Origin of the sequence: Modestobacter sp. VKM Ac-2985, from assembly GCF_026967925.1 — a bacterium.
Classification (GTDB): Bacteria; Actinomycetota; Actinomycetes; order Mycobacteriales; family Geodermatophilaceae; genus Modestobacter.
The window spans coordinates 838,046-864,191 of the sequence record NZ_JAPVBI010000001.1 but is presented as its reverse complement, the minus strand read 5'-3'; the positions used below and the strand labels follow the sequence as shown (position 1 = coordinate 864,191).

Here is a 26,146-nt window from a genome sequence, read left to right as displayed (position 1 = left end):
GGGTGCCGGCCCGTTCGGCGTCCTGGGGTCGTCGACCTGGTGGCGCTCGGGTGAGCGCCAAGCAGGCGCCGACGGAGGTGCTGTGGCGCGACCGCGGACGGCGCGGTGGTCGCCTCGTGCGGCCACCGACTGGTTGCCGGCACCGGCGCCGGCTCCTCGACGGGACGGCGGCCTGCCGACTGCCGGCTGCCCCTGCGCGAGCCCGGCTGGGTCAGGCCGCGGCGTCGGTGCGTTCGGCGGCCAGCCGGAGCAGCGCCGGGGCCAGGGCCTCGGCCACCAGCGCGTAACCGGCCGAGGACGGGTGGAACCGGTCGGCGGAGAACAGCGTGGGGTCGGCGGCGAACCGCCGGGACAGCTCCGGGGCCACCGGTGCGACGACGGCGCCGGCCTGCTCGGCGGCGACGGTCTGCCGGCTGCGCAGCTGGTCGCAGAGGCCGGCGACGACCGCGCGGAAGGCCGGGGGCACCCAGGCCACCGACGACAGGTCGGGCGTCGGGACCACCAGCACCGCGGCGCCGGCCCCGCGCAGCTCCTGCACGGCCGAGCCCAGCGCCGCGGCCGCCCGGACCGGTGACACCTGGCGGGTCAGGTCGTTGGCACCGACGACCAGCAGCGCGACGTCCACGGGCCCGGTCACCCGGCCGACCTGGGCGCCGAGGTCCAGGGAGGTGGCCCCGGGCACGGCGACCACCTGCAGGTGCACGTCGTGCCCGGCGTCCACCAGCGCACGGGTCAGCCGCGGACCGACGGTGTCCTGCACCGTCGCGGCACCGGTGCCGAAGGCGAGGGAGTCACCGAGGACGAGCAGGCGGAGCGTCACACCCTGCTCAACAGCCCGGTGCCGCCGGGTGTGCCGTGATCCAGGCCTCGTGGCGGCGTCGTCAGCCGCCCTGGGCGAAGAGCGCAGCGGCCTGGGCGTCGTCCACGAACGGGTACTTGACCGTGAACTGGGCCAGCGCGTCCGGCACCGAGAGCACGTGCGTCTCCCGCTCCCCCGCAGCGTCGATGGTCTGCACGGTCACCATGTCGCCGTTGATCGGGACCCAGTGCGTCTCGGCGTAGTCGGTGAAGACGTTCATGCCCCCATGCTCCCCCGAGCGCCGCGCCGGACCCCGAACCGGGCGACGTCGTTGTCACCAACTCATGGTGTCGAGGCGCTCAAGGACCACCTGGGAACGTCCGACTTCTCTGCCAGGTCACCTGATCGGGTGAACGACGGCAGTGGAGGGACGCGAGGACATGGGCACCGAGGCTTCGATCCAGCGACGCACCGGCACACGTCCGGTGCGCCGGATGGCCGGCGTGGTCGTCGTGGCGGCCCTCTGCCTGGTCGCGGTCCCCGGCATCGCCGCGGCCACCCCGACCAACCCCTCCGACGAGCAGATCAGCGCGGCTCGGCAGCAGCAGGACGCCGCCGCGCAGCAGGTCGGCTCCCTCTCCGCCGAGCTGGCCACCGCGCAGGCCGAGGTGGACGCCGCCCGGGCGCAGTCGGCGATCGCCCTGGACGCCTTCCAGGCCCAGCAGGCCGAGTACGAGGTGGCCCAGGCCGCCGCCGACGCCGCAGCGGCCTCCGCCGACCGGGCCGCCGCCGAGCTGGCCACCGCCCGCACGGACATCGCCACGTTCGCCCGGCAGAGCTACCAGCAGGGCAGCACCTCCCCGACCCTGGAGGCGCTGACCACCGCCGATGGCCCGGCGCAGATGCTCGAGCGCGCCGCCCTCCTCGAGGCCGCCGGCGCCCACCAGGGCGACGTCGTCGTCGCGGTGACGGCCGCCGAGGAGCAGGCTCGCGCCGCCGAGTCAGCCGCGCAGGCGAGCCTGACCGCGGCCGCGACGCTGAAGCAGGAGGCCGAGGACGCGCTGGCCACCGCCGAGGAGCTGGAGGCCGGCGCCCGGGCCCAGGCAGCCGGGCTCGCCGCCCGCCAGGCCACGCTGGAGCAGGAGCTCGCCCGGGCCCAGCAGGAGCTCCTCGGCCTGCAGGGCGCCCGCGTCGCCGCCGAGCAGCACGCCGCCCAGCAGGCCGCCGCCGAGCGCGCCGCCGCCGAGCGCGCTGCTGCGGAGCGGGCTTCCGCCGAACGAGCGGCTGCCCAGCGGGCGTCGGCACCCACCCGCTCCGTCGTCTCGAAGCCGCAGGCCGGCACCCCGGCCGGGATCAGCGACTCCTCCGCGGTCGAGACCGCCATCTCCGCCGCGCGCCGCCACCTGGGCACGATCTACTCCTGGGGCGGCGGCTCCCTCCGCGGGCCCAGCGTCGGCTGGGGCATCGACGCCGGGATCGTCGGCTTCGACTGCTCCGGGCTCACCCGCTACGCCTACGCCCAGGCCGGCGTCTCGATCCCGCGCAACAGCAGGGCCCAGTACTCGGCCCTGCCCACGGTCCCCCGGTCGGACCTGCAGCGCGGTGACCTGGTCTTCTGGGCCACCGACACCAGCCGCCCCTCGACCATCCACCACGTGGCCATCTACCTCGGCGGCGGCCAGATCCTGGAGGCCCCGCAGAGCGGCTCGGTCATCCGGGTCACGTCGATGCGGTGGAGCGGCTTCATCGGCGGCGTCCGCCCCACCGCCTGACGCAGCTACGCGCTGACGGACTCCATGGCCTCCGCGGTCAGGGTCACCGAGCGGAGCCGGCCCTCGGTGGTCGGAGCCTGGTGGGCGACGATCAGCTCGTCGGCGTCGGCCTGCTTGCGGAACCCCTCGAGGTAGTCGCCGATCTCCCGCGGGGTGCCGATCGCGGCGTAGGTGAACATCGAGCTGACGTGCTGCCCGGCCCCCTGCTCGAGCAGCAGGTCGGCCTCCTCGTCGGTGAAGCTGCGTCCCCGCCCGAACAGGCCCACCGCCATGTTCCGGCGCACTGCCTGCAGGTTCTCCTCCGCCTGGCGCACGGTGTCGGCGGCGACGACGTTGACCCCGGCGATGACGTGGGGCTCCGCCAGCTGGTCGGAGGGCTGGAACTCCCGTCGGTAGGTGGCGACGGCGGCCTCCAGGGCCTGGGGCGCGAAGTGGCTGGCGAAGGCGTAGGGCAGGCCGAGCGCAGCGGCCAGGTGGGCGCCGAACAGCGAGGAGCCGAGCACGTAGAGCGGGACGTCCGAGCCCTTGCCGGGGATGGCGTCGACGCCGGGCACCCGGGTCCGGCCGGCCAGGTACCCCTGCAGCTCCAGCACGTCCTGCGGGAAGGTGTCCGCGGAGTTCGGGTCACGGCGCAGCGCGTACATCGTGTTCTGGTCCGAGCCCGGCGCGCGGCCCAGGCCGAGGTCGATCCGGCCGGGGTACATCGCGTCGAGGGTGCCGAACTGCTCGGCGATGGTGAGCGGCGCGTGGTTGGGCAGCATGACGCCACCGGCACCGAGCCGGATCCGGCTGGTCTGCGCGCCGACGTGGGCGATGAGCACGCTGGTGGCCGAGGAGGCGATGCTCGGCATGTTGTGGTGCTCGGCGTACCAGACCCGCTGGTAGCCGTGCTCCTCCGCGCGCTGAGCCAGGGCGACGCTGGCCGCGATGCTGCTGCTGACGGTCTCCCCGCGGGCGATCGGGGCGAGGTCGAGGACGGACAGCGGGATGCGCATGAGGGAGGTGCCTTTCGCGTTGGTTGTCCGGGTCAACGCACCGCACCCCGGCGCGCTTCCCGAGCGGGCCACCGCACGCGCGCCTGCCGATCTGTGATCGAACGCGCACCTACAGTCGCCGCCGTGCAGGAGATGACGACGCTGCTGGGTGAGCCGTTGCCGGTGGAGTTCCTGCTGGACGGGAACTGGCGGCCCGCGGTCCTGCTCGGCTGGCGGCACGCACCCGACGGCACCTGCCGGGTGCACGTCCAAGCCGTCGTCTCCGGGCTCCGCCGGACCAGCTGGATGCAGCTGGCCGACCTCCGCCTGCCCCAGACCGCCTCACTGGTCCCCGCCCCGCTCGAGCCGCGCACCCGGCCGGACCTGCTGCTCCCCGGCGCGGAGCGCGCCCGGCGGACCCCGACACCGCTGCCCCCGCTGCCGGTCCCCCGCAGCCTGCAGCCCGACACCAGCCGGACCTGACCGGCGGGTCCGCCACGCGGACCGGTTCCGGACGGCCGCGCGCGGTGTCACCCTGGAGGGGCCGGTCGGAGCGCAGCGTCGCGATCCGGGGAGGAGCAGCCGTGTTGTGTCAGAGCACCTACGCACTGGACTACATCGACGGACGGCGCGCGGCGGTCGACGCCCGCGTCGCCGCCTACCGGGAGCTGGCCGCCGCCACCGAGCCGGCCGCGCTGCGTGCGTTCGAGCCCGTCTTCTTCAACGACCTGGTCGTGGTGCTGGAGAACTGGTTCGTACACCGCGGCCGGGGCATCGAGGGCTCGGACGGCAACGCGCTCAACGAGGTACGGCTGATCGCCGAGTCGCTGGTGCACGGCGGCACGATGGTCGCCGACAAGCACATCCGGCTGGACCCGGCGCGCACCGTGCTCAAGTACCGGGTGGGCGACGAGATCGCCGTCCGCGAGGCCGACTTCACCGCGTTGGCGAAGGCCTTCTTCGCAGAGCTGGAGAGCCGGTACCTCTAGCGCCGGCCCCGGTCAGCGGCTCTGCAGCGCGTCCAGGGCGACGGCCATCGCTGCGGCGACCCGGAAGTCCAGCCGCGGGTCGGGCACCGTGACGGTGTAGCGGTCCCGGATGGCCTTCTTCCGCTCGCTGATCAGCACCGGCGCCCCGGTCGCGGTGTCGACGAAGTCGAAGTGGAAGACGAAGGGCACCGGGACGTCGCCGACGACGGGGAGCGCGGTCCAGACCCGGCGCACGACCGCGAGGGCCGGTCGGCGCTCGCGGCCGACCGCCTCGATGCCCGGGGCCGACAGGGTCCAGGTCGAGCGGAGCAGGCTGGCCCCGAACTGCTTGCTGAACATGCCCAGCGGTGCACCGTGTTCGTCGAAGACGTCGTGCTGGGCCGAGACGTCCAGCCGCTGGCGGGCCTTGAAGGAGAAGACCGCGCGGCTCTTCGACTCGTCGGCGTAGAAGACCACCTCCTCCTTCAGCTTCATCCGCTTCTGCTCGGCCAGCGCGAGCAGGTGGCCCTCGGAGCCGTCCGGCTGGACGGCCCGGATCTCGTAGCGGTTGACCATCATGGTGACCCGCTGCGAGACGAAGAAGGCCGGGACGACCATCGGGGCCGGCGGCTGGCCGGGGTGCGGAGGCATCACGGGCCCCATCCTGGCGCACGACGGGGTGCGCTGTCCCGGGTCCGCCCACCCGGTCGGCGTCGGGGCACCGGCCGGGCGGACGGAGCGTCGTCAGTCGGCCGTCCCTCCGGAGGACGGCTGGCCGCCGGGGCGCTGGGCCCCGGCTGGGGGCTGGCCGCCGAAGCCGCCACCGGGGGCACCGCCACCAGCGCCCGCGGCCTGTTCCCCGGCCGTCACGGTGACCAGTTGCGTCGCGCCGGTGGCGTCGCCGGTGGCGGACAGGCCGCCCACGTCCTCGCCGGACGCCGTCCCGCCCGCCGAGACGACGTGTGCGGCGCCGCTCTCGACCTCGGCGGAGGAGAAGACCAACGACTGGAAGGACTTCGCCGCGGTGTAGGTGGCGAGCACCTCGCCGTCGGCGGAGGTCACCTGCACCGTCGTCCCGGCCGGCTGCACCGAGTCGAGGGTGGCCGACAGCCAGCCCTGCGCCGAACTGGTGGCCGGGCCGACCGCCATGCCCGCGCTCCCGGCGGCCAGCAGGACCCCTCCGTCGACGTCGAAGGAGCCGTTGACGTCGATCGCGCCGTTCATCGACTCGGTCGGCCCGTTCACCACCACCGTGCCGCCGGTCATCGTCGCGTAGCCGTTGGAGTCCAGTCCGTCGCCGCCGGCGTCGACCACCGTGGTGCCGCCGCTGATGGTCAGCTGGAACTCGTCGGAGGCAGCGAACGCGTCCCCTCCCCCACCCGGACCGGCCGCGGCCGACTCGTCGTTGCCGCCGGCCACGTTGACCCCGTCGTCGCTCGCGGTCAGGTCGACCGTCCCGCCGGCGATCGTGACCGCCGCGCTCTCCAGCCCCTCGTAGGAGTCGGTGACGGTGACGGTCCCGCCGGTGATCGTCACGTCGGTGTCGGCGTGCACGCCGTCGTCGGCGCTGGCCATGGTGAGGACGCCGTCGGTGACGCTGACCGCACCGTTGCTGTGCACGGCGTCGTCCGCGGCGTCCACCTGGACCGTGCCGCCACCGACCACCACGCTCACCGCACCCTTGAGCCCCTTCGCCGAGTCGTCCTCGGCCACGGTGGCCGAGCTGCCACCGCCGGCCTCGACGACCAGCTCGCCCCCGCTGACGACGACGTCGGTCTCGGCCTGCACCCCGTCGCCGCCGGAGGTCACCGCGACCGTGCCGCCGGCCAGGTGCACGTAGCCGGCGGTCGCGTCCTCGGTGTCGTCGGACTTCAGCCCGTCGCCACCGGCGGTCACCGTGATCGTGCCGCCCGCCACGACCAGGGAGTCCTTGCCGCGGACCCCGTCGTCGACCGCGTCCACGGTGATCGTCCCGGACTCGACGACCAGGCCGTCCTTGCCTGCGATGCCGTCGTTGGCGTTGCCCTCGACGGTGAGCTCACCGGTGCCGGTCAGGACCAGGTCCGCCGAGCTGTACAGGGCCGCGTTGGGCTCCTCGTCGGCCGAGGCGTGCTCCGCGGCGTCGGCCAGGTGGTTGGTCGAGCCGTCGGCCAGCACGACGACGGCCTGCTCGGCGTCCATCACGGCGATCGCCGCCGTGGTCGAGGAGGTGATGTCGGCGCCGTCCAGGACCAGCCGGACGACGCCGTCCCCGGCGCTGTCGACGACGACCTGGCCGTCCTCGAGCGTGCCCGACAGCAGGTAGGTGCCGGCGGCGGTGATCGTGAGGGTGCCGTCGTCGACGGTCACCCCGGTCGACGACACCGGGTCGTCGAGGTCGACCGCCACGACGTCGGCCTCGTCGTACTCGGCTGCGCCGGTGGTGTCGACGGCGGCCGCGTTCGCCGCCAGCGCCTCCGCGACGGTGGCACCGGTGCTGGCCGACACGTCGCTGGACACGACCGTGTCCGCGGCCGCCGCGGCGGTGGCCGTCCCGCCGGCGGACGAGCAGCCGGCCAGCAGGGCGGCGATCGCGACGGCGGAGAGGGTGGTGCGGAGCCGGGTGGTCCTCATGCGGGGTTCCTCGCTTCGGGGTGGCGGGTGGGCTGGGTCGGGAAGTGCCGGCTGAGCACCGGGTGCCACCGGTTGGCCGGCAGCCCGGGGCGCAGAGCGGCCAGGCCGGTGCCGTACTTGGAGATCCGGCAGGGGCGGTGGCCGTGCCGCCACAGGTGCCGGTCGGCCGCCGACGCCGCGGCCCCGGACTTCGTCTCGACGATCGCCATCCCGGGCAGGGCGACCGCCCGCCCGCCCGGCAGCGACCAGGTGAGGCCGGTGTCGACGGTGATCCGGCTCTCGGTGGCCGGCAGCAGCAGCGTGGTGCGCAGGTAGCCGGTGCAGAGCGTGGGCCGCAGCGCGGCCGCGGGCACCTGCTCGATGCCGGCCCGCTGCAGGACGTCGTCGACGAAGACGTCGTCGCCCCCGGTCCACGGGGTCCGCTCCTTCACCGTCTGGCCGCGACTGCCGCGGGTCTTGACCTCCAGGAAGGAGTCCCCGGAGTCGAGGTAGGTGCGCACCCGCACCTTGAAGCGGCGGCGGCGGCCCCGCGCGGCGAGGTGGAAGCCGGTCAGCTCGGGGGTGTCGAGGTACTGCGACGCGTAGCAGAAGGCCCGCTGCTCCCCCTCGGCCAGCACGCGGAGCTGCTCCGCCTCGGCCAGCCCGGCGACTACCGCCTCGGCCGCGGTCACGGTCAGCAGGTACTTGCGGTCCACCCGGGTCTGCAGGGCGGCCCGGTCGACCAGCTCGGCCAGGCCGACCGTCGTCAGGTCCGCGACCGACCGGAGCACGGCGTCCGGAGCCGTCCTCAGGGCCGTCACCGGAGCACCGCCGGCCGGCGCACCGGGTGCCCGGTGGCACCGTCGCCCGGGACGCGCGCCGGCACCTTCACCACCTCGTAGCGGACATCGACCAGCGTGGTGTCGTCGACCAGGTCGACCCGCTGCACCTCCACCTGGTGCACGCGGGCACCGAGCAGCCCTTCGAGGTGGGCGACGAGCGCGGCCTCGTCCGTGAACGCCGTGTCCAGCCGCACCACCTGCTGGCGGTGCCGGCGCAGCACCCGCGGGTGGTCGGCGACGAAGAGGACGGCGACGATCATCACCATCAGGACCACCGGGAGCACCGTGCCCCCGGCGCCCAGCCCGCCGAGCAGCCCCAGTGCGAGGGCGGAGAAGTAGTAGGCGACCTCCGTCTGGGCCAGCTCGGTGGAGCGGAGACGGATGATCGACAGCACGCCGAACAGGCCCAGCCCGAGGCCGGCGCCGACCCCGCTGGTGGCCAGGGCGGCGGAGACGGCGAGCACGCCGACGTTGACGCCCAGGTAGGCGACCACCAGGTCACGGCGGTGGTGGCGGGGGAAGTAGACGCCGAGGGTGAGGACGACGATCGCGACCAGGTCGGCGGAGTAGAGCAGCGTGGAGGTCATCCGGCTTTCCGTGGGGTAGACGACGGGACAACAGGAGGTTGCGGGCCGGAGCTGCACCGCCACCCTGTGTCGCCCATGTGCCCGCTGTGGACGTCGCCGGATCCGCACGGCGAGGTCCCGCACCACTACGGTGGCCGCGTGCACGACGGGGCGGTCAGGACGATCGGCAGCAGCCGATCACCCCGGGGCAACCCCGGGGCATCGTGAGCAGGTCGGGCATCGCGTCATGAGCCGCGCTGTGCGCTCCGCGCACCAGGCGGCGCCTCCAGCGAGGAGCGGCTGGCCGCCCCGCCGTGCACCCGGGCGGTCGCGGTGACCGCCGAACGGCAGGCCGCGGCCACCGCCGCCGCGATCGCCACCGCCCTGCTGGCCGGCCCGTGGCGCCGGCCGGAGATGGTCCGCCGGGTGGCGGTGGCGCTGGGCCAGGCCCGCGCCCACACCTGGGTGGGCACGCTGGTCGGGGAGGTGCAGACGGTCTACCCCGCCGCCCCGGTCGACCGACCGCGGGAGCTGGCCCGCGTCGTCCGGACGACGCGGGGGTGGGAGCGCGGGCAGTCCCGGCGCCCGCTCCCCCGGCCCGTGCGGTGGCAGCCGGTGCCGACCGCGCTGGCCCGGCGGCGGCGGCCGGTCGCCGACCTCCCGGACCAGGCCGCGGTCGCCCGGCTGCTCGACGTCGACGCCGGCGAACTGGCGTGGCTCGCCGACGCCCGCCGGCTGGAGCGCACCGCCGGCGAGGCGCTGCGGCACTACCGCTGGCGGGTGGTCCAGCGCCCGTCCGGGGTGCGGCTGCTCGCCGCGCCGAAGCCCCGGCTCAAGGAGGCGCAGCGGCGGGTGCTGCGGCACGTGCTCGACCGCATCCCGGTGCACGACGCCGCGCACGGCTGCGTGCCCGGACGTTCGGTGCGCACCGCGGTCGCCCCGCACGCGGGGTCCGCGTTCGTGCTGCGGATGGACCTGGAGGCGTTCTTCGCAGCGTCGCCGCCGGGCGGGTGCACGGCCTGCTGCTGGGCGTCGCCGGTCTGCCCGAGCCGGTGGCGCACGTGCTCACCGGCCTGGTGACGACGGTGCTGCCCACCGAGGTGTGGCGGCACGTCCCTGCTCCGGAGGGGATCGAGGCGCGGGAACGGCACGGGCGGCTGGGTCAGCGGCTGGCGGTGCCGCACCTGCCGCAGGGGGCGCCGACGTCCCCGGCGCTGGCCAACCTGGTCTGCCACCGCCTCGACCGCCGGCTGACCGGACTCGCCACGGCCGCCGGTGCCACCTACACCCGCTACGTCGACGACCTGACCTTCAGCGGGGACCGGCGGATCACCCGCGACCGCTTCGCCGCCCTGGTCACCGCCGTGGTCGAGGAGGAGGGCTTCCGGGTGAACGCGGCGAAGACCTCGGCCACCAGCGCGGCCCGCCGGCAGTCGGTGCTGGGCACGGTGGTCAACGACCACCCCACCCTGCCGCGGCCGGAGCGGGACGCGCTGCGGGCGCTGCTGCACAACTGCGCCGTCCACGGCTGGACGACCCAGACCCGCGGCCACGACCCGGCCACCTTCCGCGACCACGTGCTGGGCCGGGTGTCCTGGGCCGCCTCGGTCGACCCGGCGTTCGGCGCCCGGCTGCACGGCCTGGCCGACCGGATCGACTGGTCGGCGCCCTCGCCCTCGTAGGCTCGGCCGATGATCGAGGTCACCGGATGAGCGCCCGGATCGAGGAGCTGGACTGGAGCCCCACGCCGATCGGTGAGGTGAGCCTGCGCCGGCGGCGGGACCCGGTGACCGGACTCGACGTCTTCGAGGTGAAGCTCGGCGAGGAGTTCCTGATGTCCACCCAGTTCACCGTGGCCGAGGTGGCGGTGGCCCGGCTCGCCCTGGCACGGCTCGGCGGGCCCGCCCCCGGTGCGCCCGGCCTGGACGTCGCGGTGGGCGGGCTCGGGCTCGGCTACACCGCGGAGGCGGTCCTGGCCGACCCGCGGGTGCGGGAGCTGGTGGTCGTCGACCTGCTCGAGCCGGTGATCGGCTGGCACCAGCGCGGGCTGGTGCCGGTCGGCCCCACGCTCACCGCCGACCCCCGTTGCCGGTTCGTGCACGGGGACTTCTTCGCGATGACCGAGGGCACCGGCTTCGACCCCGCGACGCCCGGCCGGGTCTTCGACGCCGTCGTCGTCGACATCGACCACTCACCGCAGCACCTGCTCGCCGACGGCAGCGCCGGCTTCTACGGGGTCGCCGGCACCCGGCGGCTGGCCGGGCACCTGCGGCCGGGAGGGGTGTTCTCGCTGTGGTCGAACGACCCGCCCGAGGACGGCTACCTGTCCGTGCTGGCCGAGGTCTTCACCGACGTCGCCGCCGAGGTCGTCAGCTTCCCCAACCCCCTGCAGGACCGGCCGGCCACGAACACGGTCTACCTCGGCACGAAGCCGCGCTGACCGGGCCCGCTATGCCTGCGCGAGCACGCCCCGGCGCATGCTGCGGGCCCGGTGGTCCAGGGCCAGCCGCCAGGCGGCCACCCAGCGTTCGACGGTGTGCTCCATCAGGTGGCCGGCCAGCACCTGCTCCCGCGCGGCTGCGGCCCTCTCCCGACGACGGTCGGCGTCGGTGACCCCGGCGGCGACCCACTTCGCCCAGTCCTTCGGCGCGCGGGCCGGCATCCCGAGGCCGAGCCGCTCGTACTCCTCGGTGCGCGCCCGCACGCAGTAGACGCCGCGGGCGGAGTACTCCAGCGGCTTCAGCCAGCTCTTGCAGGTGTTGAACCGGTCGATGCGGAGCGGGGCGATGCCCACGTCGAACAGCTCCCCGATGGCCCGGCTGTAGTCGTCGACGTCCGGGATCCACGGGACCTCGGCCGGCTCCTCGGGCAGCCGCAACCGCTCCCGGGCGTCCCACTTCTGCCCCAGCACCACGAACTCGCTGCGCCCACGGGTCCGGTCCAGCGCCTGCTGCAGCCCCGACCCCATCTCCTGCAGGTCGTAGGGGTGGCCGGCGACGTTCCCGGTCCAGCCGATGCGCACCACCTCGGGGTCACGCTCGTAGGCCGGGGGCAGCTCGGCGATCCGGCGCGGGACGGCGTTGGGCACGACGACGCCGCGCCCGTGCGATGCGTACTCCTGCTGCAGCGCCGGGGTGGACGTGGTGACCAGGTCGGCCTCCTTGGCGCACTCCAGCGCGATCTTCGCGCGCCCGCCCCGGACCAGCCCCTTGTGCCCCATGTGGCCGAAGGGGACGGCGGAGAGCAGGTCGTCGAACTCCACGACCACGGCGACCCCCTGGGCCTGCAGGACCCGGATGCACTGCAGCATCTCCTTGGTCTTGGGCGCCTGGAGCACCACCACGTCGGCTCCCTTGGCGTCGACGTCGACGACCTCGGGCTCGCCGCCCTCGACGACCGGGCGCATGGTGGTCGCCAGGCCCCGGTCCACCGTGACGGCGACGCCCAGCCCCGCCTCCTGCACGGCGCGGGCCGGCTCCTTGACGCGGTAGTGGTCGGGGCCGATGTGGCCCTGGTTCATCAGCAGCACGTGCATGGTCGACGTAGGCCTTTCGCGACTGCGGCACCGCGGGTCCGGCGCCGTCCGGGAGCCCCGACCGACGGGACGGCAGGACGTCTCCTCCCTCCATCGGCAGTCCGCAGCGAGGACGTGCCCGCCCGAGGTGACCGCTGGGTCAGTCCCGGAGCGGGGCGATGCAGCAGCCGTCGCAGGGATGGACGCCCGAGACGCCGCCGACCGACTGGAGGAACACGACGTCGTCGGGGTCCGGGTGACCGACGCCGTGCGGGCAGGTGCGGCCGTAGTGCCCGCGCTGCGGGTCCCAGACCAGCGGCCACTCCCGCATGTGGTGCCGGCTGGCCTCGGGGAACGGGAAGTCCCGCCGCGGCGGTGCGGCACCGTCGTCCATGTCCGGCGCCCTCCCGACTGGTGCGCTCGCATCGGTGCCGGGTGAGGTCCGCAGTGGCATGCCGCCAGCCTCACCGGGCTCGTCGGCACGCCACTGTGCTCGAGATGTGCCCTGCCTGTGGGTGCCAGGCCGGTCGGTCGGCCGTCCGGACGTCGCGGTGTCAGTGTCCCGGATCAGCTGGGTGGTGCGACAGCGGTGGGCGACGGCGGCACCGGCTCACCCGGCGGCGTCCCGGCAGGCGTCCCGGCAGGCGTCCCGGTGGGCGTCGCGGGAGGTGTCGCCTCCTGCACCTCGCTGACGACCTGACAGCCGGCGATGTCGGCGCTCAGCCGCCCCTGCAGGGGCTGCAGCCGCCGGACCACCTCGTCCAGCCGGGCGGCGTTGAACTCGCTGACCGCCTCACCCAGGTCGTCGATGACGGCGACGACGTCCTGTGCCCCGTTGACCGCCCGCAGGCAGGCGGCGTTGACGACCACCTCGGCGGTCTCCCCCGTCGCCGGGGCCTCCGGCAGCGGGACGGCGCCGTCGGTACCGGGCGCGTCCTGGGCTGCGACCGGGACCGGCGCCGACCCCTCGCTCAGCAGGCCGACGAGGAGCCCCCCGACGAAGAGCCCGGCCACGAACGTGGCCGCGGCCAGCCACCAGCGCACCGCACGACCGGTGCCCGTCCTGGAGGCCGGGGGCCCGCCTTCGGGGTCGACGTCGGGATCGGTCTCGGGATCGGCCATGGTCGTCCTCTCACCGTCGAGCGCAGGCGCACAACCGCCGGTAGCCTACGGCTGCTCAGCTCACTCGGTAGGACCGCGAGGCTGGAGGCCCCGGTGCCAGCCACGGCCGTCACGCGTCGCCTCGCCGGGCTGGCCCGTGCGGCCCGGTGGGCGACCCGACCGGCCCGGTACGCGACCCGACGGGCCGCCCGTGGCTACCGGGACGCCGTCGTCAAGGCCCGCTGGTTCGTCGTTGCGGGCTGGCTCCTGCTGACCGTGGTGGTGTCGATGTTCCTCCCCACGGCCGGTGGGGGCGGCGGGGCCGACATCGGCAACCTGCTGCCGGAGGACAGCCCGGCGGCCGCCGTCCAGGACCGGTCCCTGGAGCTCTTCGACGTGCCGGTGCTCTCCCAGGTCTCCGTGGTGGTGCACGACCCCGACGGCCTCAGCATCCTCACCCAGGCCGACGTGGCGCTCTGGGCAGCCACCCACACCCAGGCCTACCTGGACGGCAACGTGCCACCCGGGCGCGGGCAGATCGTCGCCGCCGTCCCGCTGCCCACGTCGACGCCGGAGACCGCGGTCACCTACCTGTACGTCTCCGGCTACACGTCGCTGGAGCGGACCAGGGACCTGGCCCGCGAGTACGCCTCGCACTTCCACAACCAGAGCTCGGTGCAGACCTACGTGACCGGGGTGGTCCCGGCCCAGGTCGCCCAGGCCGACTACCTCGAGGCCCGGTTGCACCTGTTCGAGGTCGCGACGCTGGTGCTGATCGCCACCGTCGTCGGGCTGACGTTCCGCTCGGTCGTGGCGCCCTTCGTCGTGCTGCTGGCCGCCGGGCTGGGGTACCTGGTCGCGATCCGCAGCCTCGGGGTGCTCGCCGCCGCCCTGGGCTTCGCGCTCCCCGACCAGTTGCAGCCGCTGATCGCCGCGCTGCTGATCGGGGTGGTCACCGACTACTGCGTGTTGTTCTTCGCCGGTCTGCGCCAGCAGCTGGACCGGGGGCTGCCGCGCCTGGAGGCGACCCGGCGGGCGGTGCGCACCAACGCGCCGATCATCGCCGTCGCCGGGATCACGGTCGCGGCCGGCACCGCGGCCCTGCTGGCCGCGGACTTCCAGCTGTTCCAGGCGTTCGGGCCGGCGCTGTCGCTGACCGTCGTCATCGGGGTGCTGGTGTCGCTGACCCTGGTGCCGGCGCTGATGGCGATCCTGGGCGAGCGGCTCTTCGGGCTGGGGACCCTGCACCCCTCACGCCGCCCCCCGAGTCGCCGGGGGAACCGCTGGCTGCTCCGGATCGTCGTCGACCGGCGCGGCGCGACGGTGGCGACGCTGCTGGCCACCGGCGTGCTCGTGCTCGCCGCGGCGCCGCTGCTGCAGATGCGCCTGGACCTGTCCTTCACCTCCGGCCTGCCGTCCGACGACCCGGTGAGCCGGGGCGCGGCGGTGCTCGAGGACTCCGGGATCCGGGGCGTCATCGCCCCCACCGAGGTGATCGTCGAGGGCGACGCGGTCATCGCGCAGCGGCCGGCGCTGGAACGGCTGCAGGCGGCCATCGAGGCCCAGCCCGGGGTGGCCGAGGTGCTCGGCCCGGCCCAGAACCCGCTCCCCGAGGGCTACGGCGTCGTCTTCTCACCCGAGGGCGACGCCGCGCGCTTCGTCGTGATCCTGGACAGCGACCCACTGGCCGCACCGGCGATCAGCGACCTGCGCGGGCTCACCGCCCAGCTGGACACCTTGGCCGCGGAGGCCGGACTGCAGGACGCCGAGGTGGCGGTGACCGGGCAGACCGCGATCGCCGGTGAGCTCGCCGCGATCACCCGGGAGAACCTCCGGATCACGCTGACCGCGGTGCTGCTGGTGGAGCTGCTGATCCTGATCGTGTACCTGCGCGCGCTCTGCGCGCCGCTGGTGCTGATGGCGTGCAGCGCGCTGGGCGTCGCGGCGGCGCTCGGGCTGAGCGTCCTGCTCTTCCAGGTGGTGCTCGGCGACCCCGGGCTGGCCTTCTACGTCCCGTTCGCGACCGCCGTGCTGCTGCTGGCGCTGGGGTCGGACTACAACGTGTTCGCCGTCGGCTCCATCTGGGAGGCGGCCGCCCGACATCCGCTGAGCAAGGCGATCATGCTGGCGATGCCGAGCACGTCCCGGGCGATCAGCGCCGCCGGGCTGATCCTCGCCGCCACCTTCGGGATGGTGGCGATCATCCCGCTGCAGACGTTCCGGCAGGTGGCGTTCACCATGGCCGCCGGCCTGCTCATCGACACGTTCCTGATCCGTCCGGTGCTCACCCCGGCCGTGCTGACCCTGCTGGGGCGGGCAGCCAGCTGGCCCAGCCGGCGGGTGCGCACCGAGTCCGTCCCGGTCGACGAGCTGCGCCGGACGGGCGCCGCGGGAGCACGGAGCGGAGGCCCGGAGGTGGTGCGCGACGAGTCGTTGGAGAACGAGATCCGGGAGGACGCGGCACGGGACGAGGAGGCGCGGGAGAGCAGTTCCCGGGAGGGCCAGCCGGCCGGGTCGGAGGTGGGCGGGCGGTGACCGGTGGTGGCGAACCCGCCCACGACGGGTGGGCGGGATCGGACGCCGACGGGGCGACTGCCCGCCGGGCTGCCCGGCCGCGACCGGCGCGGCGGACCGTGGTCCTGGGGATCTCCGTGGTGCTGGGCACGCTTCTGTTGCTGTGGGGGTCCGACCGGCTGGCCCGGTGGGGGGCCGAGTCCCTGCTGGCGCGCGACATCCAGCAGGCGACCGGCGTCTCCACGCGCCCGTCGGTGCAGGTGAACGGCGTGTTCTTCCTCCTGCAGGCGGTGCAGGGGCGCTACGACGACGTGGCGGTCGCCGTCCGCGAGGTGACGTCGGGGCCGATGTCGGTCGACCGGGTGGAGGCCCGGCTCAGCGGCGTGCACGTCTCCTTCCACGACCTCCTCGTCCAGGACCCGGCGGCGGTGTGGATCGAACGGTCGGTCGGGGAGGCGTTCCTGGGCTACGACGACCTCAACCGCTACCTGGAGGTCACCGGGCGCCCGCTCACGGTCGGCGCGGCGCCCGGCGAGGAGGTCCGGCTGACCGGGACGGTCGACCTCCTCGGCCAGTCCGTCTCTGCCTCTGCCCTGGCGCAGCTGTCCCCCGAGGACGGGGCGCTGTCCATCGCCCCCACCGCGCTGGACACCGAGACGGACCTCGAGGAGGCCAGCCGGCTGCTCCTCGGGCAGCGCTTCTCGCTGCGGGTGCCGCTGGACCCGTTGCCCTTCGGCCAGGAGCTGACCGCGATCGAGGGCGTCGACGACGGTCTGGTGCTGCGCGCCCGGGGCACGGACGTCGTCATCCGGCCCTGACGCAGGACGGCGGTCAGTCCTGCTCTCCCGACCAGAGGACCCGCTGGGGGAACGGGATGGTCATACCTGCCTGGTCCAGCGCGGACTTCACGGAGATGGCGACGCCGCTGCGCACCCGCCAGCGGCTGGCGATGTCCGCGGGGTGCCAGTACCGCACCGCCAGGTTGATCGAGGAGTCGCCGAACGTCTCCACCCAGACCTCCGGGGCGGGGGTGTCCGCGACGCCGTCGGCGACCGCGCACGCCTGCAGCAGCACCTCCCGGGCCCGGGTCAGATCGGTGTCGTAGGCCAGCCCGACCGTGAGCGACGTCCGGCTCAACGGGGTGCGGGTGTAGTTGATGATCGGGTTCTTCAGCACCTCGGCGTTGGGCAGGAAGACGATCAGGCCGTCGTAGGTCTGCAGCACCGTCGTCCGGAGGTTGACGTCGATGACGACGCCCTCGAAGTCGCCGCTGGCCACCTGGTCACCCAGCCGCAGCGGACGCCGGATCTGCAACATCACCCCGGCGATCAGGTTCTGCAGCATGTCCTGGGCCGCGAACGCGATGGCGATGCCGCCCACGCCGAGCGCACCGAGCAGCGGGCCGATCTGCACACCGAGCAGGTCCAGGGCGTAGACGACGCCGAGACCGACTGCGAGCAACCCGAGGAACCGGCCGGCGACCAGCCCGACGTGCCGGTCGGCGTCCCGGTCGAGAGCCCGGACCAGCAGGCGCCGCAGCAGCACCGCGAGCAGGATGGAGGCGAGGAAGACCGCCACCGCCTGGAGGGCCTCGCCGACCGCGATGTCGTCCTCGACGACGACGTCGACGTCCTCGACCGCGGCCAGGACGTCGGTGAGGTGCAGAGCGACCGGCATGCCGGGATGATGCTCCAGGGGGCCGCGCATCAGTGAGCCGCGCTGCCGGATGCCCTCGGGCCGGGCCGCAGGTGGCCGGCAGGTCACGCGCACGTGACACTTTCCCGACACCGAGCGCAGAGTGACGTGGATCACATTACGCTCCTGGCATGGCCACTTCTCCGACACGCACCCGCCGCCTGGCGTCCGGCCTCGCCGCCGCCGGCCTGCTGCTCGTCCCGCTCTCCGCCTGCTCCGACGAGCCAGTGGACGATGCCACCAGCGCACTGGACACCGCGATCGAGACCCCCGCCGAGGAGGAGACCAGCGAGCCGACGATGACGGAGGACTCCGCCACCGAGACCGATGCGATGGCGACCGAGACCGACGCCATGGCCATGGAGTCCGGGGTGGAGTGCTCCGGCAGCTCCTGCGTGGTCACGCTCTCCGGTGACGGCACCGAGGTCGAGGTCCTCGGCCAGACGGTCACCCTCGGTCAGGTGGAGAACGGTGAGGCCACCGTCGGCATCGCCGGCCAGGAGGTCTCCTGCAGCGAGGGCGAGACCGTGTCGGCCGGGCCGCTCAGCCTCGAGTGCACGACCGTCACGCCCGAGAACGTCGTCATGACCGCGACCCTGGGCTGACCGCACCCCACAGCGGCGACCCCGCCGACCGACAGTTTCGAGCGACTGGGCTGCGGTCAGGTCGCGCTGATGTCGAGGACGACCTTCCCGGTGGCCGGCCCCTCGGCGTGGCGGTGGGCGTCGGCGACGTCGGCCATCGGGTAGCTGCGGTCCACGTTCGGGCGGAGCTCCTCTCGGACGACGAGGTCGCCCAGGTGCGCCAGGTCCGACGGCCGGGCACCGGTGATCACGGGCGCCCATCTCCGCGTGCGCCGCCGCAGCCGAGCGGGCACCGCACGGAGGGCATCGGTGCCCAGCGGCCTGGTCGTCACGAAGACGCCGTCGGGCGTGAGCAGGTGCTGGAGATCGCGGAGACCGAAACGGGCGGGGCTGTCGAGGATCACGTGGAAGTGTCCGGCGGTCCCGGCCACGTCATCGCGGTGCCGATCGATGACCTCATCGGCGCCGAGGCCGGCCACGAACGTCACCTTCGAACCGCTGGACACCCCGGTCACGTGCGCGCCGGCCAGTTTCGCCAGTTGCACCGCGAAGGAGCCGATGCCGCCCGAGGCACCGATGACCAGGACGCGGGCGCCGGCACCGTAGGAGCCCAGGCGCCCGTGCCGGTGGAGTGCCTGCAACGCGGTCAGGCCGGCCAGGGGGATGGCTGCCGCGTCGATCCACGAGCAGCCGCGCGGGATGAGCGCAGCCCTCCGCTGCCGCAGCAGCACCCGGTCTGCCTGGCCACCACCCTTGTGGCCGAGCAGTGCCATGACCCGGTCCCCCGGGCTGAAGGCGGTCACCCGGGGTCCGCAGCCGACGACGGTCCCGGCGACGTCGAACCCGGGGGTGAAGGGCATCTGTCCCCACGTGGCGATCTTGGCGTCCCCGCGGCGGAGCCCGAGGTCGGTGCCGTTGATGCTCGAGGCGGCGACCTGCACCAGCACCTCGTCACCCTGCGGTGGGCCGGGGTCGGGCCGGTCGGCGACGTGCAGGACCGATGGGTCCCCGAACTGGCTGAACTGGACAGCGCGCACCGTGTTCCCCCGTCATCAGGTCCTCTCGCACCAGGGTGACAGCTGCACCGGCTCGTCGCGCCCGCGTCCCGGGCCTCTCCTGCTGCTGCCTGCCTGCGGTGCGGCGGCCCGGCTCAGCTCTCCTCGTCCGGCGCGAACGCCAGCACTCGTTCCGTGCAGCGCAGCGCGACGTCCGACCCGACGTCCGGCACCGGGCCTCGCACCCGGGACAGCACGACCTCCCCACCGGGCAGCTCGAGTCGGACGAGCGCGTCGTGGCCGCAGAACTGGGCATCCACCACCCGGGCGGCGACACCCGCGCCGGGCGGCAGCAGCTCGAGCTGCTCGGGACGCCTGCAGCGAGGGCGAGACCGTGTCGGCCGGGCTGCTCAGCCTCGAGTGCACGACCGTCACGCCGGAGAACGTCGTCATGACCGCGACCCTGGGCTGACCGCACCCTCGCGCAGCAGCGACCCCGTCGGAGGCGTCCGGGGGCCGACCTCAGGCCGGCCCCGTCCGGCACAGGGTCGCTCAGGCCACGGTGATGCCGGTCGGGTCGGCGAGCTCGGCGACCGACACGGCGACCCCCTCCCCGGCGAACAACTCCAGCTCGGCGATCAGGCCGGCCACGACGTGCAGGACGACGTGCACGTCCGGGTGCGCCGGGGTCCTGGTCCAGGCGTCGACGTGGACATGGTCGGACCGGTCGACCTCTGAGAGCTGGAGCATGCGGGCCTCCGCCACGGGCGGCCCTTCGCTGGTCATCCGGACCGACGAGCACCCGCAGCGGCAACTCGCCGTGACGGCGGCAGTGTCCACCTGGCGCTGCAGCACCGGATCACCGACGGCGCCGACCAGCGTCTCCAGCAGCCGACGCTCCGCTGCCGACGGGTCGCGCGGACTCGGGAGGTCCTCCCACACCGGCTCACCCACGTCCACCGGCAGAGCATCGCGCGTGGAGGCCGGCCAGTCACCCGATCTCACGTCTCGCGGACCTGCGGGCCCACGCGAGATCAGACGTTGAAGCGGAACTCCACGACGTCGCCGTCGGCCATGACGTAGTCCTTGCCCTCGATCCGCACCCAGCCCTTGGACTTGGCTTCGGCCATCGAGCCGGCCTCCATCAGCTGGTCGAAGCCGACGACCTCGGCCTTGATGAAGCCGCGCTGGAAGTCGGTGTGGATGACGCCGGCCGCCTCGGGGGCGGTGGCGCCGACCGGGATCGTCCAGGCCCGCGACTCCTTGGGCCCGGCGGTCAGGTAGGTCTGCAGACCCAGCGTGCGGAACCCGACGGAGGCCAGCTGGTCCAGACCGGGCTCGTCCTGGCCGATGGAGGCCAGCAGCTCGGCGGCCTCCTCGTCGGGCAGCTCGATCAGCTCCGACTCGGTCTGCGCGTCGAGGAAGATCGCCTCGGCCGGGGCGACCAGCGCGCGCAGCTCGTCGAGCACCTCGGTGTTCGCGAGCTCGTCGGCGTCGACGTTGAAGACGTAGAGGAACGGCTTGGTCGTCAGCAGGGTCAGCTCGCGCAGCGGCTCCGGGTCGACACCGGCGGCGAACAGCGTCTTGCCGCTGTCGAGCACCTCCTGCGCGGCGACGGCGGCGTCGTGCAGGACCTTGCGGTCCTTGTCCTTGCGCGACTCCTTCTCCAGCCGCGGGACAGCCTTCTCCAGCGTCTGCATGTCGGCGAGGATCAGCTCGGTGTTGATCGTCTCGATGTCGTCGGACGGGGAGACCTTGCCCTCGACGTGCACCACGTCGGGGTCGGTGAAGACCCGGATCACCTGGCAGATGGCGTCGCTCTCGCGGATGTTGGCCAGGAACTTGTTGCCCAGGCCCTGCCCCTCGCTGGCGCCGCGCACGATGCCGGCGATGTCCACGAAGGACACCGTGGCCGGGATGATCTTCTGCGAGCCGAAGACCTCGGCCAGCCTCGCCAGCCGCGGGTCGGGCACGCCCACCACGCCGACGTTCGGCTCGATCGTCGCGAACGGGTAGTTCGCGGCGAGCACGTCGTTCTTGGTCAGGGCGTTGAAGAGGGTCGACTTGCCGACGTTGGGCAGGCCGACGATCCCGATGGTGAGACTCACGGGAGACCAGCTTACGGGCCGTCGGCGCACTTCCAGCGAGCTGACCGCCGAACGCAGGGTCGTCTGAGCGCAGGCCGCTACAGCGGTGGTCCGATGAGGATCTGGGTGTGGTCGGGGCGGTAGGTGCGCCATCGCCCGCCGGGATCTCGTTCGACCCGGAAGCCGTGGTGGACCTTGGTGTGGTGCCGTTCGCACAACAACGCTGAGTTCTGCAGTGAGGTCTCGCCGCCGTGCAGCCAGTGGATCTGGTGGTGGACGTCGCACCACCAGCTCGGGGCGCCGCAGCCGGCGAACACACGACTTGTCGCGGCGCTCGACTGCCTTGCGCAGGCCCGGGGTGACCACCCGGTGGTCCCTGCCGAGATCGAGCGGGACGCCGTCGGGGCCCATCACGATCCGGGAGATGCTGCCGTCACACGCCAGGTAGCGGGCCCGCGCCGCGGAGATCGTCGCCCCGAAGCCCATCTCCCCCGCACCAGCACCGGTCGCCGGGTCGACCAGACCGTCCATGTCGATGCCCACCACCACGTGCGGCTTCACCGTCCGCAGGATCGGCAGGTTCCCCGACGCCAACTGGTTGTCGCAGAGCTGCACGAGGGCGTCGGCGTTCTGCTGGGCGCGGGTCCGCTCATCACCCTTCGGGCGGTCGGCCTGCACGATCGACTCGATCGCCGCCTGCACCTTCTCTCCACCCACCGCGTCCAGGTCGAAGCGACCGGTGACGGTGCCATCGGCGTGCTTGGCGATCGTCAACCGACGACCCTCGGTCGGGTCCGGCTCCGGGCCGTCGGGATCCAACGCGTCCTCGAAGGCCTGTACCGCCGCGACCAGCGACTGGTGCGGCGACTCGGCCGCCACCCGGGTCCACACCTGGTCAAAGGCCCCCAGGTCGACGTCCTGCTCCTCGGCCCGGGCCACCTCACCCACCCCGACCTTCTCCGCCACCACGTTCACCTGCGCTGCGGAGATCTGACCGTCGGCGAACCCGGCCGCCAAGGCCGGGAAGTGCTCCAGCACCCGCCCCGACCGCACGATCCGCGACGCCTCCGTCTGCGACAACCGCGCGTGCCCGATCAGCCACGACCGCATCGACTTCAACCCGTCGTACTCCGCCGCCTGCGTGGTCTCCGCGTGCCGCACCGTGCGGGTCAACTCCGCCGCGACCCGATTGCCGACCTGCACCAGCATCGCCGTCCGGTCCAACACAGCCCCGTCGCTCGCCCCGTGCAGATCCTCAGCCGCCAGGGCGTCCAGAGCCGACTGCAACTCGCTCACAGACACCTCCCGACTGATTCGAACGCGTGTACGAACAGTACCGCCAGAGGGGTGTCACCACAACGCGAATCCGCAGGTCAGAAGCTTGTCAACAGATTGCGCTCGCCCCTTGACAGAGCGATCGAGAGCCTCGGTCAGCCAGCCGATCCGGGCCCCGGCAGCAGGCCGCGCTCGACGGCCACCAGGACCGCCCGGGTGCGGTCGTCGACCCCGAGCTTGGCGAAGACCCGCAGCAGGTGGGTCTTCACCGTCGCCTCGCCGATGAACAGCTCCCGGCCGATCTCGGCGTTGGTCAGCCCACGCGCCACCCCGGACAGCACCTCCAGCTCCCGGGCCGTCGGCGCCTCGACCGCCGGCGCCCGCAGCCGGGACACCAACCGGGCCGCGACCGGCGGCGCCAGCACCGTCTCTCCCCGTGCGGCCGCCCGGACCGCGTCGGCCAGCTGCGGCAGCGGGGTGTCCTTGAGCAGGTAGCCGGTCGCCCCGGCCTCGACCGCCCGCACGATGTCGGCGTCGGTGTCGTAGGTGGTCAGCACCAGCACCCGCACGCCCGGGTGCGCGGCGAGGATCCGGCCGGTGGCCGTCACGCCGTCCATCCGCGGCATCCGCAGGTCCATCAGGACGACGTCCGGCTGGTGCTCGGCAACCGCCGCCAGGGCCTCCAGCCCGTCGCCGGCCTCGCCGACGACGTCGATGTCCGGCTGCGCCGCCAGCCAGCCCACCACTCCCCCACGCACCACCGGGTGGTCGTCGACCACGAGCACGCGGGTCATCGAGCCGGCACCCGCACCGTGACGCGGGTGCCCGCACCCGGCGCCGAGACGACGTCGACGGCGCCGCCCACCTGCTCGGCCCGGTCACGCAACCCGGCCAGCCCCACGCCGTCCGCCACAGCCGGGTCGAAGCCCACCCCGTCGTCCTCGACGTGCACCGACACGTGCGCCGCCTCCCCCGTCTCCACGCGGCTCACCCGCAGGACGACCGCGCGAGCCGCGGCGTGCCGGCGCACGTTGGCGAGCGCCTCCTGGGCTCCCCGCAGCAGCACGATCTCCTCCACGCGCGTCAGGCCGGCGTCGCCGGCCAGCGCGGCGGTGTCCAGCCGGGTGGCCAGGCCGGTCTCCCGGCCGAACCGCTCGGCGAGCCGCCCCAGCGCGTCGACCAGCGTCGAGGAGTCCAGTGCCACCGGCGCGAAGGCGGCGACCATCGCGCGGGCCTCGGCCAGGTTCTCCCGGGCGACCTCCTCGATCAGGGCCACCCGCTCCGCGGCCGCACCCGGGTCGCCGGGCAGCTGCGCCGCGACGGTCTGGGCCAGGACGACGATGCTGGTGTACCCCTGCGCGAGCGTGTCGTGCACCTCGCGGGCCCACCGCTCGCGCTCGGCCGCGACGCCCTGCTCGCGGTGCGCGTCGGCCAGCTCGGCGCGGGTCGACTCCAGCTCCTCGATCAACGCAGCCCGCTGCTCGCTCTTGGCCAGCAGCCCGTTGACCCACAAGCCCATGGCGAGGCTGAAGGCCAGCCCCACCAGCGTCTGCCCGGGCCCCCACAGCGGCTCGTCACCGCGGGTCCAGGCGAGCAGGGGCCCGACCGTGCTCGCCGCCGCCGCCGCGACCGTCCACCGCACCCCGGCCGGGACGGACTCCGTCAGGAACCACACCTGCGTGTAGACCAGGAACATCAGGAAGAGCAGCGAGGGCTCGACCCAGCCGACGACGCCGATCGCCGTGACCATGACCGCGAGGTAGGCGTTCGCGCGACGTTCGTGCCGGCTGACGAGTGCATGAGCACCCAGCAGCGCGTACGCCGCGGCCCACACCACCAGCGCACCGACCAGCAGTGCGCGCGGCCCGCCGTCCGCGTCGACGACGGCGACCGCTCGCACCAACGCCGTCCCCAGCATCGCCGCGACGGCGACGTGCCAGGCCAGCACGGTGGCCCGCCACCCCGCCTCGGACACCGGCGCGCCGTCCTCCCCGCGCCAGGCGGGGAGGACGGCGGACCGGAGCCGGGAGCCGACGGTCATCCGTCGGCCCGGCGCCACCGGAACGTGCGCACGCACACCATGACGCCGATGATCACCCATGCCACCAGCACCAGGGCCGTCCGGCCGTGCTCCCATCCGCCGGCGACCTCGAAGGCCGCGGCCTGCTCGGGCAGGAACGCCGAGCGCATCCCCTGGGTCAGCCACTTCAGCGGGAACACCGCCGCGACCTGCTGCATCCAGCCCGGCAGCCCCGGGAAGGCGAAGAACACCCCGGAGAAGAACTGCAGCACGATCGCGAACGCCGAGATCGAGGTGGTCAGCGAGCTGGCGCTGCCCGGCAGCGCCGAGACCCCGATGCCGAGCACCGTGCCGGCCAGCGCACCCAGCGCCGCGACCCACAGGAACGTCAGCCAGTGGGCGAGGTCGGCCGGCAGCGGCACGTCGTAGCCGTACCGGGCGACCGGCAACAGCAACGCCAGCTGCGCCGCGGTGGTGACCAGCACCTGCCCGGCCTTGCCGGCGAAGTAGGCCGCCGGCGGGGTGCCCAGCAGCTGCAGCCGCTCCAGCTGGCCGGCCTCGCGCTCGGCGGCGATCGCCGTCCCGACGGCCTGGAAGCTGGTCAGCATGATGCCGGTGGCCGCGATCCCGGCCAGGAAGTACTGCGGGAACGGCACCCCGCCCGGCAGCACGTCACCGCCGAGCACCGAGCCGAAGACGACCATCATCACGACCGGGTAGGCGAAGGAGAACACCACCTGCTGGCGTTCCCGGGCGAAGAGCCGCAGCTCCACGCCGACCCGGGCCAGCGCGATGCGGGCGGTCGAGGGCGGGGCCGGGCGGGTGGTGGTCAGGGCGGTCATCGGGGCTCTCCTCCAGCGACGGTGCCGACGAGGGCGAGGTAGAGGTCCTCCAGGTCGGGGCGGGTGACGGTGAGGCCGGGGACCTCGCCGTGCGGGGTGGCGGCGAGCAGGTCGCGCAGGACGGCGGCGGGGGTCTCGGTGGGCACTGCGCGCCAGCCGCCGTCCTCCCGCCAGCGCACCGTGGCCTGCCGGCGCAGCGGCGCACCGAGCTCGGCCGGCGGGGCGACCTCGACCAGCCGGCCGCCGGCGATGACGCCGACCCGGTCGGCCAGCTCGGCGGCCTCGTCCAGGTAGTGGGTGGTCAGCAGCACCGTCGTCCCGCCGGACCGCAGGTCGCGGACGAGCTGCCAGAACTGCCGCCGGGCCGCCGGGTCCATCCCGGTGGTCGGCTCGTCGAGGAAGACCAGCTCCGGCCGGCCCTGCACCCCCAGCGCCACGGCGAGCCGGCGTCGCTGGCCGCCGGAGAGGCGAGCCACCCGGGTCTCGGCCTTCTCCGCCAGGCCGACCGCCGCGAGCAGCTCGTCGGTGGGCCGCGGCGTGGACGTGTAGTGCGCGAAGTGGTCGAGGGTCTCCCGCACGCTGAGCGCCTGGCCGGCGCCCTCGCCCTGGCTGACCACCCCGATCCGGGCGCGCCAGGAGCGGCCGGCGGTGGCCGGGTCCTCCCCCAGCACCGTCACCTCACCGGCGTCGCGGCGACGGACCCCCTCGAGCACCTCGATCGTCGTGGTCTTGCCCGCGCCGTTGGGCCCGAGCAGCGCGAAGCACTCGCCGCGTCGCACCTCGAGGTCGAGCCCGTCGAGGACGGCCTTCCCTCCGTAGCTCTTCCGCAGCCCGCGGACTCCGACGGCGGGGGTGTCCCCGCCGGTCGTGGTCGGCAGGGGTGCTGCCTCCGTCGTCGTCATGCACCGAGCCTGTCGCCGCGCCGGAGCCCTCGGGACCACCGGAGCGTGGGCCCGCCGTCCACCGATCGGTGGACGGCGGGGTATCAGGCCCCCGGCCCCACGGC

At 74.1% G+C, this 26,146-nt stretch carries 26 protein-coding genes and 3 pseudogenes; 9 read left to right on the top strand and 20 right to left on the bottom strand.

What is annotated here, in order from left to right; genetic code table 11:
- Window positions 1-211 precede the first annotated feature (211 nt).
- A complete protein-coding gene (locus tag O2V61_RS04010) occupies window positions 212-820 on the bottom strand; it encodes a GDSL-type esterase/lipase family protein (protein WP_269182034.1) in 609 nt (202 codons plus the stop codon).
- Between the two features lie 61 nt (window positions 821-881).
- Window positions 882-1,079, bottom strand: coding sequence for a hypothetical protein (locus O2V61_RS04005; RefSeq protein WP_269182033.1), 198 nt, complete (start codon window positions 1,077-1,079; stop codon window positions 882-884).
- A gap of 160 nt (window positions 1,080-1,239) precedes the next feature.
- Between O2V61_RS04005 and O2V61_RS04000 the strand changes: the two genes are divergently transcribed.
- Window positions 1,240-2,571, top strand: a complete 1,332-nt coding sequence (locus O2V61_RS04000; protein ID WP_269182032.1) for a C40 family peptidase — start codon at window positions 1,240-1,242, stop codon at window positions 2,569-2,571.
- Between the two features lie 5 nt (window positions 2,572-2,576).
- Here the strand turns inward: O2V61_RS04000 and O2V61_RS03995 are convergent, their stop codons facing one another.
- The gene (locus tag O2V61_RS03995) at window positions 2,577-3,566 is read right to left on the bottom strand and encodes an LLM class flavin-dependent oxidoreductase (protein ID WP_269182031.1); all 990 of its coding nucleotides are present in this window, start codon (window positions 3,564-3,566) and stop codon (window positions 2,577-2,579) included.
- Window positions 3,567-3,689: 123 nt separating this feature from the next.
- On the opposite strand from O2V61_RS03995, the gene O2V61_RS03990 reads away from it, so the two are divergent.
- On the top strand, window positions 3,690-4,028 hold the full coding sequence (locus O2V61_RS03990) for a hypothetical protein (protein ID WP_269182030.1): 339 nt from the start codon (window positions 3,690-3,692) through the stop codon (window positions 4,026-4,028).
- Between the two features lie 101 nt (window positions 4,029-4,129).
- Window positions 4,130-4,534, top strand: coding sequence for a hypothetical protein (locus tag O2V61_RS03985; protein WP_269182029.1), 405 nt, complete (start codon window positions 4,130-4,132; stop codon window positions 4,532-4,534).
- A gap of 12 nt (window positions 4,535-4,546) precedes the next feature.
- On the opposite strand, the gene O2V61_RS03980 is transcribed toward O2V61_RS03985, so the two are convergent.
- The 4 genes from O2V61_RS03980 to O2V61_RS03965 all read right to left on the bottom strand — a co-directional run bounded on the left by O2V61_RS03980 (window position 4,547) and on the right by O2V61_RS03965 (window position 8,534).
- Window positions 4,547-5,164: a hypothetical protein gene (locus O2V61_RS03980; RefSeq protein WP_269182989.1), complete on the bottom strand. Its 618-nt coding sequence runs from the start codon at window positions 5,162-5,164 to the stop codon at window positions 4,547-4,549.
- Window positions 5,165-5,257: 93 nt separating this feature from the next.
- A complete protein-coding gene (locus O2V61_RS03975; RefSeq protein WP_269182028.1) occupies window positions 5,258-7,126 on the bottom strand; it encodes a carbohydrate-binding domain-containing protein in 1,869 nt (622 codons plus the stop codon).
- Window positions 7,123-7,926, bottom strand: a complete 804-nt coding sequence (locus O2V61_RS03970; RefSeq protein ID WP_269182027.1) for a polyphosphate polymerase domain-containing protein — start codon at window positions 7,924-7,926, stop codon at window positions 7,123-7,125. The genes O2V61_RS03975 and O2V61_RS03970 overlap by 4 nt, the downstream gene beginning before the upstream one ends.
- Window positions 7,923-8,534, bottom strand: coding sequence for a DUF4956 domain-containing protein (locus O2V61_RS03965; protein WP_269182026.1), 612 nt, complete (start codon window positions 8,532-8,534; stop codon window positions 7,923-7,925). The genes O2V61_RS03970 and O2V61_RS03965 overlap by 4 nt, the downstream gene beginning before the upstream one ends.
- Window positions 8,535-8,846: 312 nt before the next feature.
- Between O2V61_RS03965 and O2V61_RS03960 the strand changes: the two genes are divergently transcribed.
- Genes O2V61_RS03960 through O2V61_RS03950 form a run of 3 tightly spaced genes read left to right on the top strand, consistent with a single transcriptional unit; the run spans window position 8,847 to window position 10,953 of the window.
- On the top strand, window positions 8,847-9,593 hold the full coding sequence (locus tag O2V61_RS03960) for a hypothetical protein (protein WP_269182025.1): 747 nt from the start codon (window positions 8,847-8,849) through the stop codon (window positions 9,591-9,593).
- The gene (locus O2V61_RS03955; RefSeq protein ID WP_269182024.1) at window positions 9,524-10,195 is read left to right on the top strand and encodes a reverse transcriptase domain-containing protein; all 672 of its coding nucleotides are present in this window, start codon (window positions 9,524-9,526) and stop codon (window positions 10,193-10,195) included. The genes O2V61_RS03960 and O2V61_RS03955 overlap by 70 nt, the downstream gene beginning before the upstream one ends.
- Before the next feature lie 26 nt (window positions 10,196-10,221).
- Window positions 10,222-10,953, top strand: a complete 732-nt coding sequence (locus tag O2V61_RS03950; protein WP_269182023.1) for a spermidine synthase — start codon at window positions 10,222-10,224, stop codon at window positions 10,951-10,953.
- A gap of 9 nt (window positions 10,954-10,962) precedes the next feature.
- Here the strand turns inward: O2V61_RS03950 and O2V61_RS03945 are convergent, their stop codons facing one another.
- The 3 genes from O2V61_RS03945 to O2V61_RS03935 all read right to left on the bottom strand — a co-directional run bounded on the left by O2V61_RS03945 (window position 10,963) and on the right by O2V61_RS03935 (window position 13,149).
- The gene (locus O2V61_RS03945) at window positions 10,963-12,048 is read right to left on the bottom strand and encodes a glycosyltransferase family protein (RefSeq protein WP_269182022.1); all 1,086 of its coding nucleotides are present in this window, start codon (window positions 12,046-12,048) and stop codon (window positions 10,963-10,965) included.
- A gap of 139 nt (window positions 12,049-12,187) precedes the next feature.
- A complete protein-coding gene (locus tag O2V61_RS03940) occupies window positions 12,188-12,421 on the bottom strand; it encodes a hypothetical protein (protein ID WP_269182021.1) in 234 nt (77 codons plus the stop codon).
- A 173-nt stretch (window positions 12,422-12,594) separates the two neighbouring features.
- On the bottom strand, window positions 12,595-13,149 hold the full coding sequence (locus O2V61_RS03935; RefSeq protein ID WP_269182020.1) for a hypothetical protein: 555 nt from the start codon (window positions 13,147-13,149) through the stop codon (window positions 12,595-12,597).
- 93 nt (window positions 13,150-13,242) lie between these two features.
- On the opposite strand from O2V61_RS03935, the gene O2V61_RS03930 reads away from it, so the two are divergent.
- On the top strand, window positions 13,243-15,663 hold the full coding sequence (locus O2V61_RS03930; RefSeq protein ID WP_269182019.1) for an MMPL family transporter: 2,421 nt from the start codon (window positions 13,243-13,245) through the stop codon (window positions 15,661-15,663).
- A 119-nt stretch (window positions 15,664-15,782) separates the two neighbouring features.
- A complete protein-coding gene (locus O2V61_RS03925; protein ID WP_269182018.1) occupies window positions 15,783-16,460 on the top strand; it encodes an LmeA family phospholipid-binding protein in 678 nt (225 codons plus the stop codon).
- Between the two features lie 13 nt (window positions 16,461-16,473).
- On the opposite strand, the gene O2V61_RS03920 is transcribed toward O2V61_RS03925, so the two are convergent.
- A complete protein-coding gene (locus O2V61_RS03920; RefSeq protein ID WP_269182017.1) occupies window positions 16,474-17,319 on the bottom strand; it encodes a mechanosensitive ion channel family protein in 846 nt (281 codons plus the stop codon).
- A 149-nt stretch (window positions 17,320-17,468) separates the two neighbouring features.
- Between O2V61_RS03920 and O2V61_RS03915 the strand changes: the two genes are divergently transcribed.
- Complete coding sequence (locus tag O2V61_RS03915; protein WP_269182016.1) at window positions 17,469-17,942, top strand: hypothetical protein; 474 nt, start codon at window positions 17,469-17,471, stop codon at window positions 17,940-17,942.
- Between the two features lie 56 nt (window positions 17,943-17,998).
- Here the strand turns inward: O2V61_RS03915 and O2V61_RS03910 are convergent, their stop codons facing one another.
- The 9 genes and pseudogenes from O2V61_RS03910 to O2V61_RS03870 all read right to left on the bottom strand — a co-directional run bounded on the left by O2V61_RS03910 (window position 17,999) and on the right by O2V61_RS03870 (window position 26,042).
- Complete coding sequence (locus O2V61_RS03910) at window positions 17,999-18,958, bottom strand: NADP-dependent oxidoreductase (protein WP_269182015.1); 960 nt, start codon at window positions 18,956-18,958, stop codon at window positions 17,999-18,001.
- Window positions 18,959-19,071: 113 nt separating this feature from the next.
- Window positions 19,072-19,278, bottom strand: a pseudogene (locus O2V61_RS03905) (TOBE domain-containing protein); the annotation flags it as partial.
- 190 nt (window positions 19,279-19,468) lie between these two features.
- Window positions 19,469-19,666: a hypothetical protein gene (locus O2V61_RS03900; RefSeq protein WP_269182014.1), complete on the bottom strand. Its 198-nt coding sequence runs from the start codon at window positions 19,664-19,666 to the stop codon at window positions 19,469-19,471.
- A gap of 284 nt (window positions 19,667-19,950) precedes the next feature.
- Window positions 19,951-21,006, bottom strand: a pseudogene (ychF, locus tag O2V61_RS03895) (redox-regulated ATPase YchF); the annotation flags it as partial.
- A gap of 95 nt (window positions 21,007-21,101) precedes the next feature.
- A pseudogene (locus tag O2V61_RS03890) lies at window positions 21,102-22,299 on the bottom strand (DUF222 domain-containing protein).
- 134 nt (window positions 22,300-22,433) lie between these two features.
- Window positions 22,434-23,072: a response regulator gene (locus tag O2V61_RS03885; RefSeq protein WP_269182012.1), complete on the bottom strand. Its 639-nt coding sequence runs from the start codon at window positions 23,070-23,072 to the stop codon at window positions 22,434-22,436.
- Window positions 23,069-24,319: a sensor histidine kinase gene (locus O2V61_RS03880; protein ID WP_269182011.1), complete on the bottom strand. Its 1,251-nt coding sequence runs from the start codon at window positions 24,317-24,319 to the stop codon at window positions 23,069-23,071. The genes O2V61_RS03885 and O2V61_RS03880 overlap by 4 nt, the downstream gene beginning before the upstream one ends.
- A complete protein-coding gene (locus tag O2V61_RS03875) occupies window positions 24,316-25,140 on the bottom strand; it encodes an ABC transporter permease (protein ID WP_269182010.1) in 825 nt (274 codons plus the stop codon). The genes O2V61_RS03880 and O2V61_RS03875 overlap by 4 nt, the downstream gene beginning before the upstream one ends.
- A complete protein-coding gene (locus O2V61_RS03870; protein ID WP_269182009.1) occupies window positions 25,137-26,042 on the bottom strand; it encodes an ABC transporter ATP-binding protein in 906 nt (301 codons plus the stop codon). The genes O2V61_RS03875 and O2V61_RS03870 overlap by 4 nt, the downstream gene beginning before the upstream one ends.
- Window positions 26,043-26,146 lie beyond the last annotated feature (104 nt).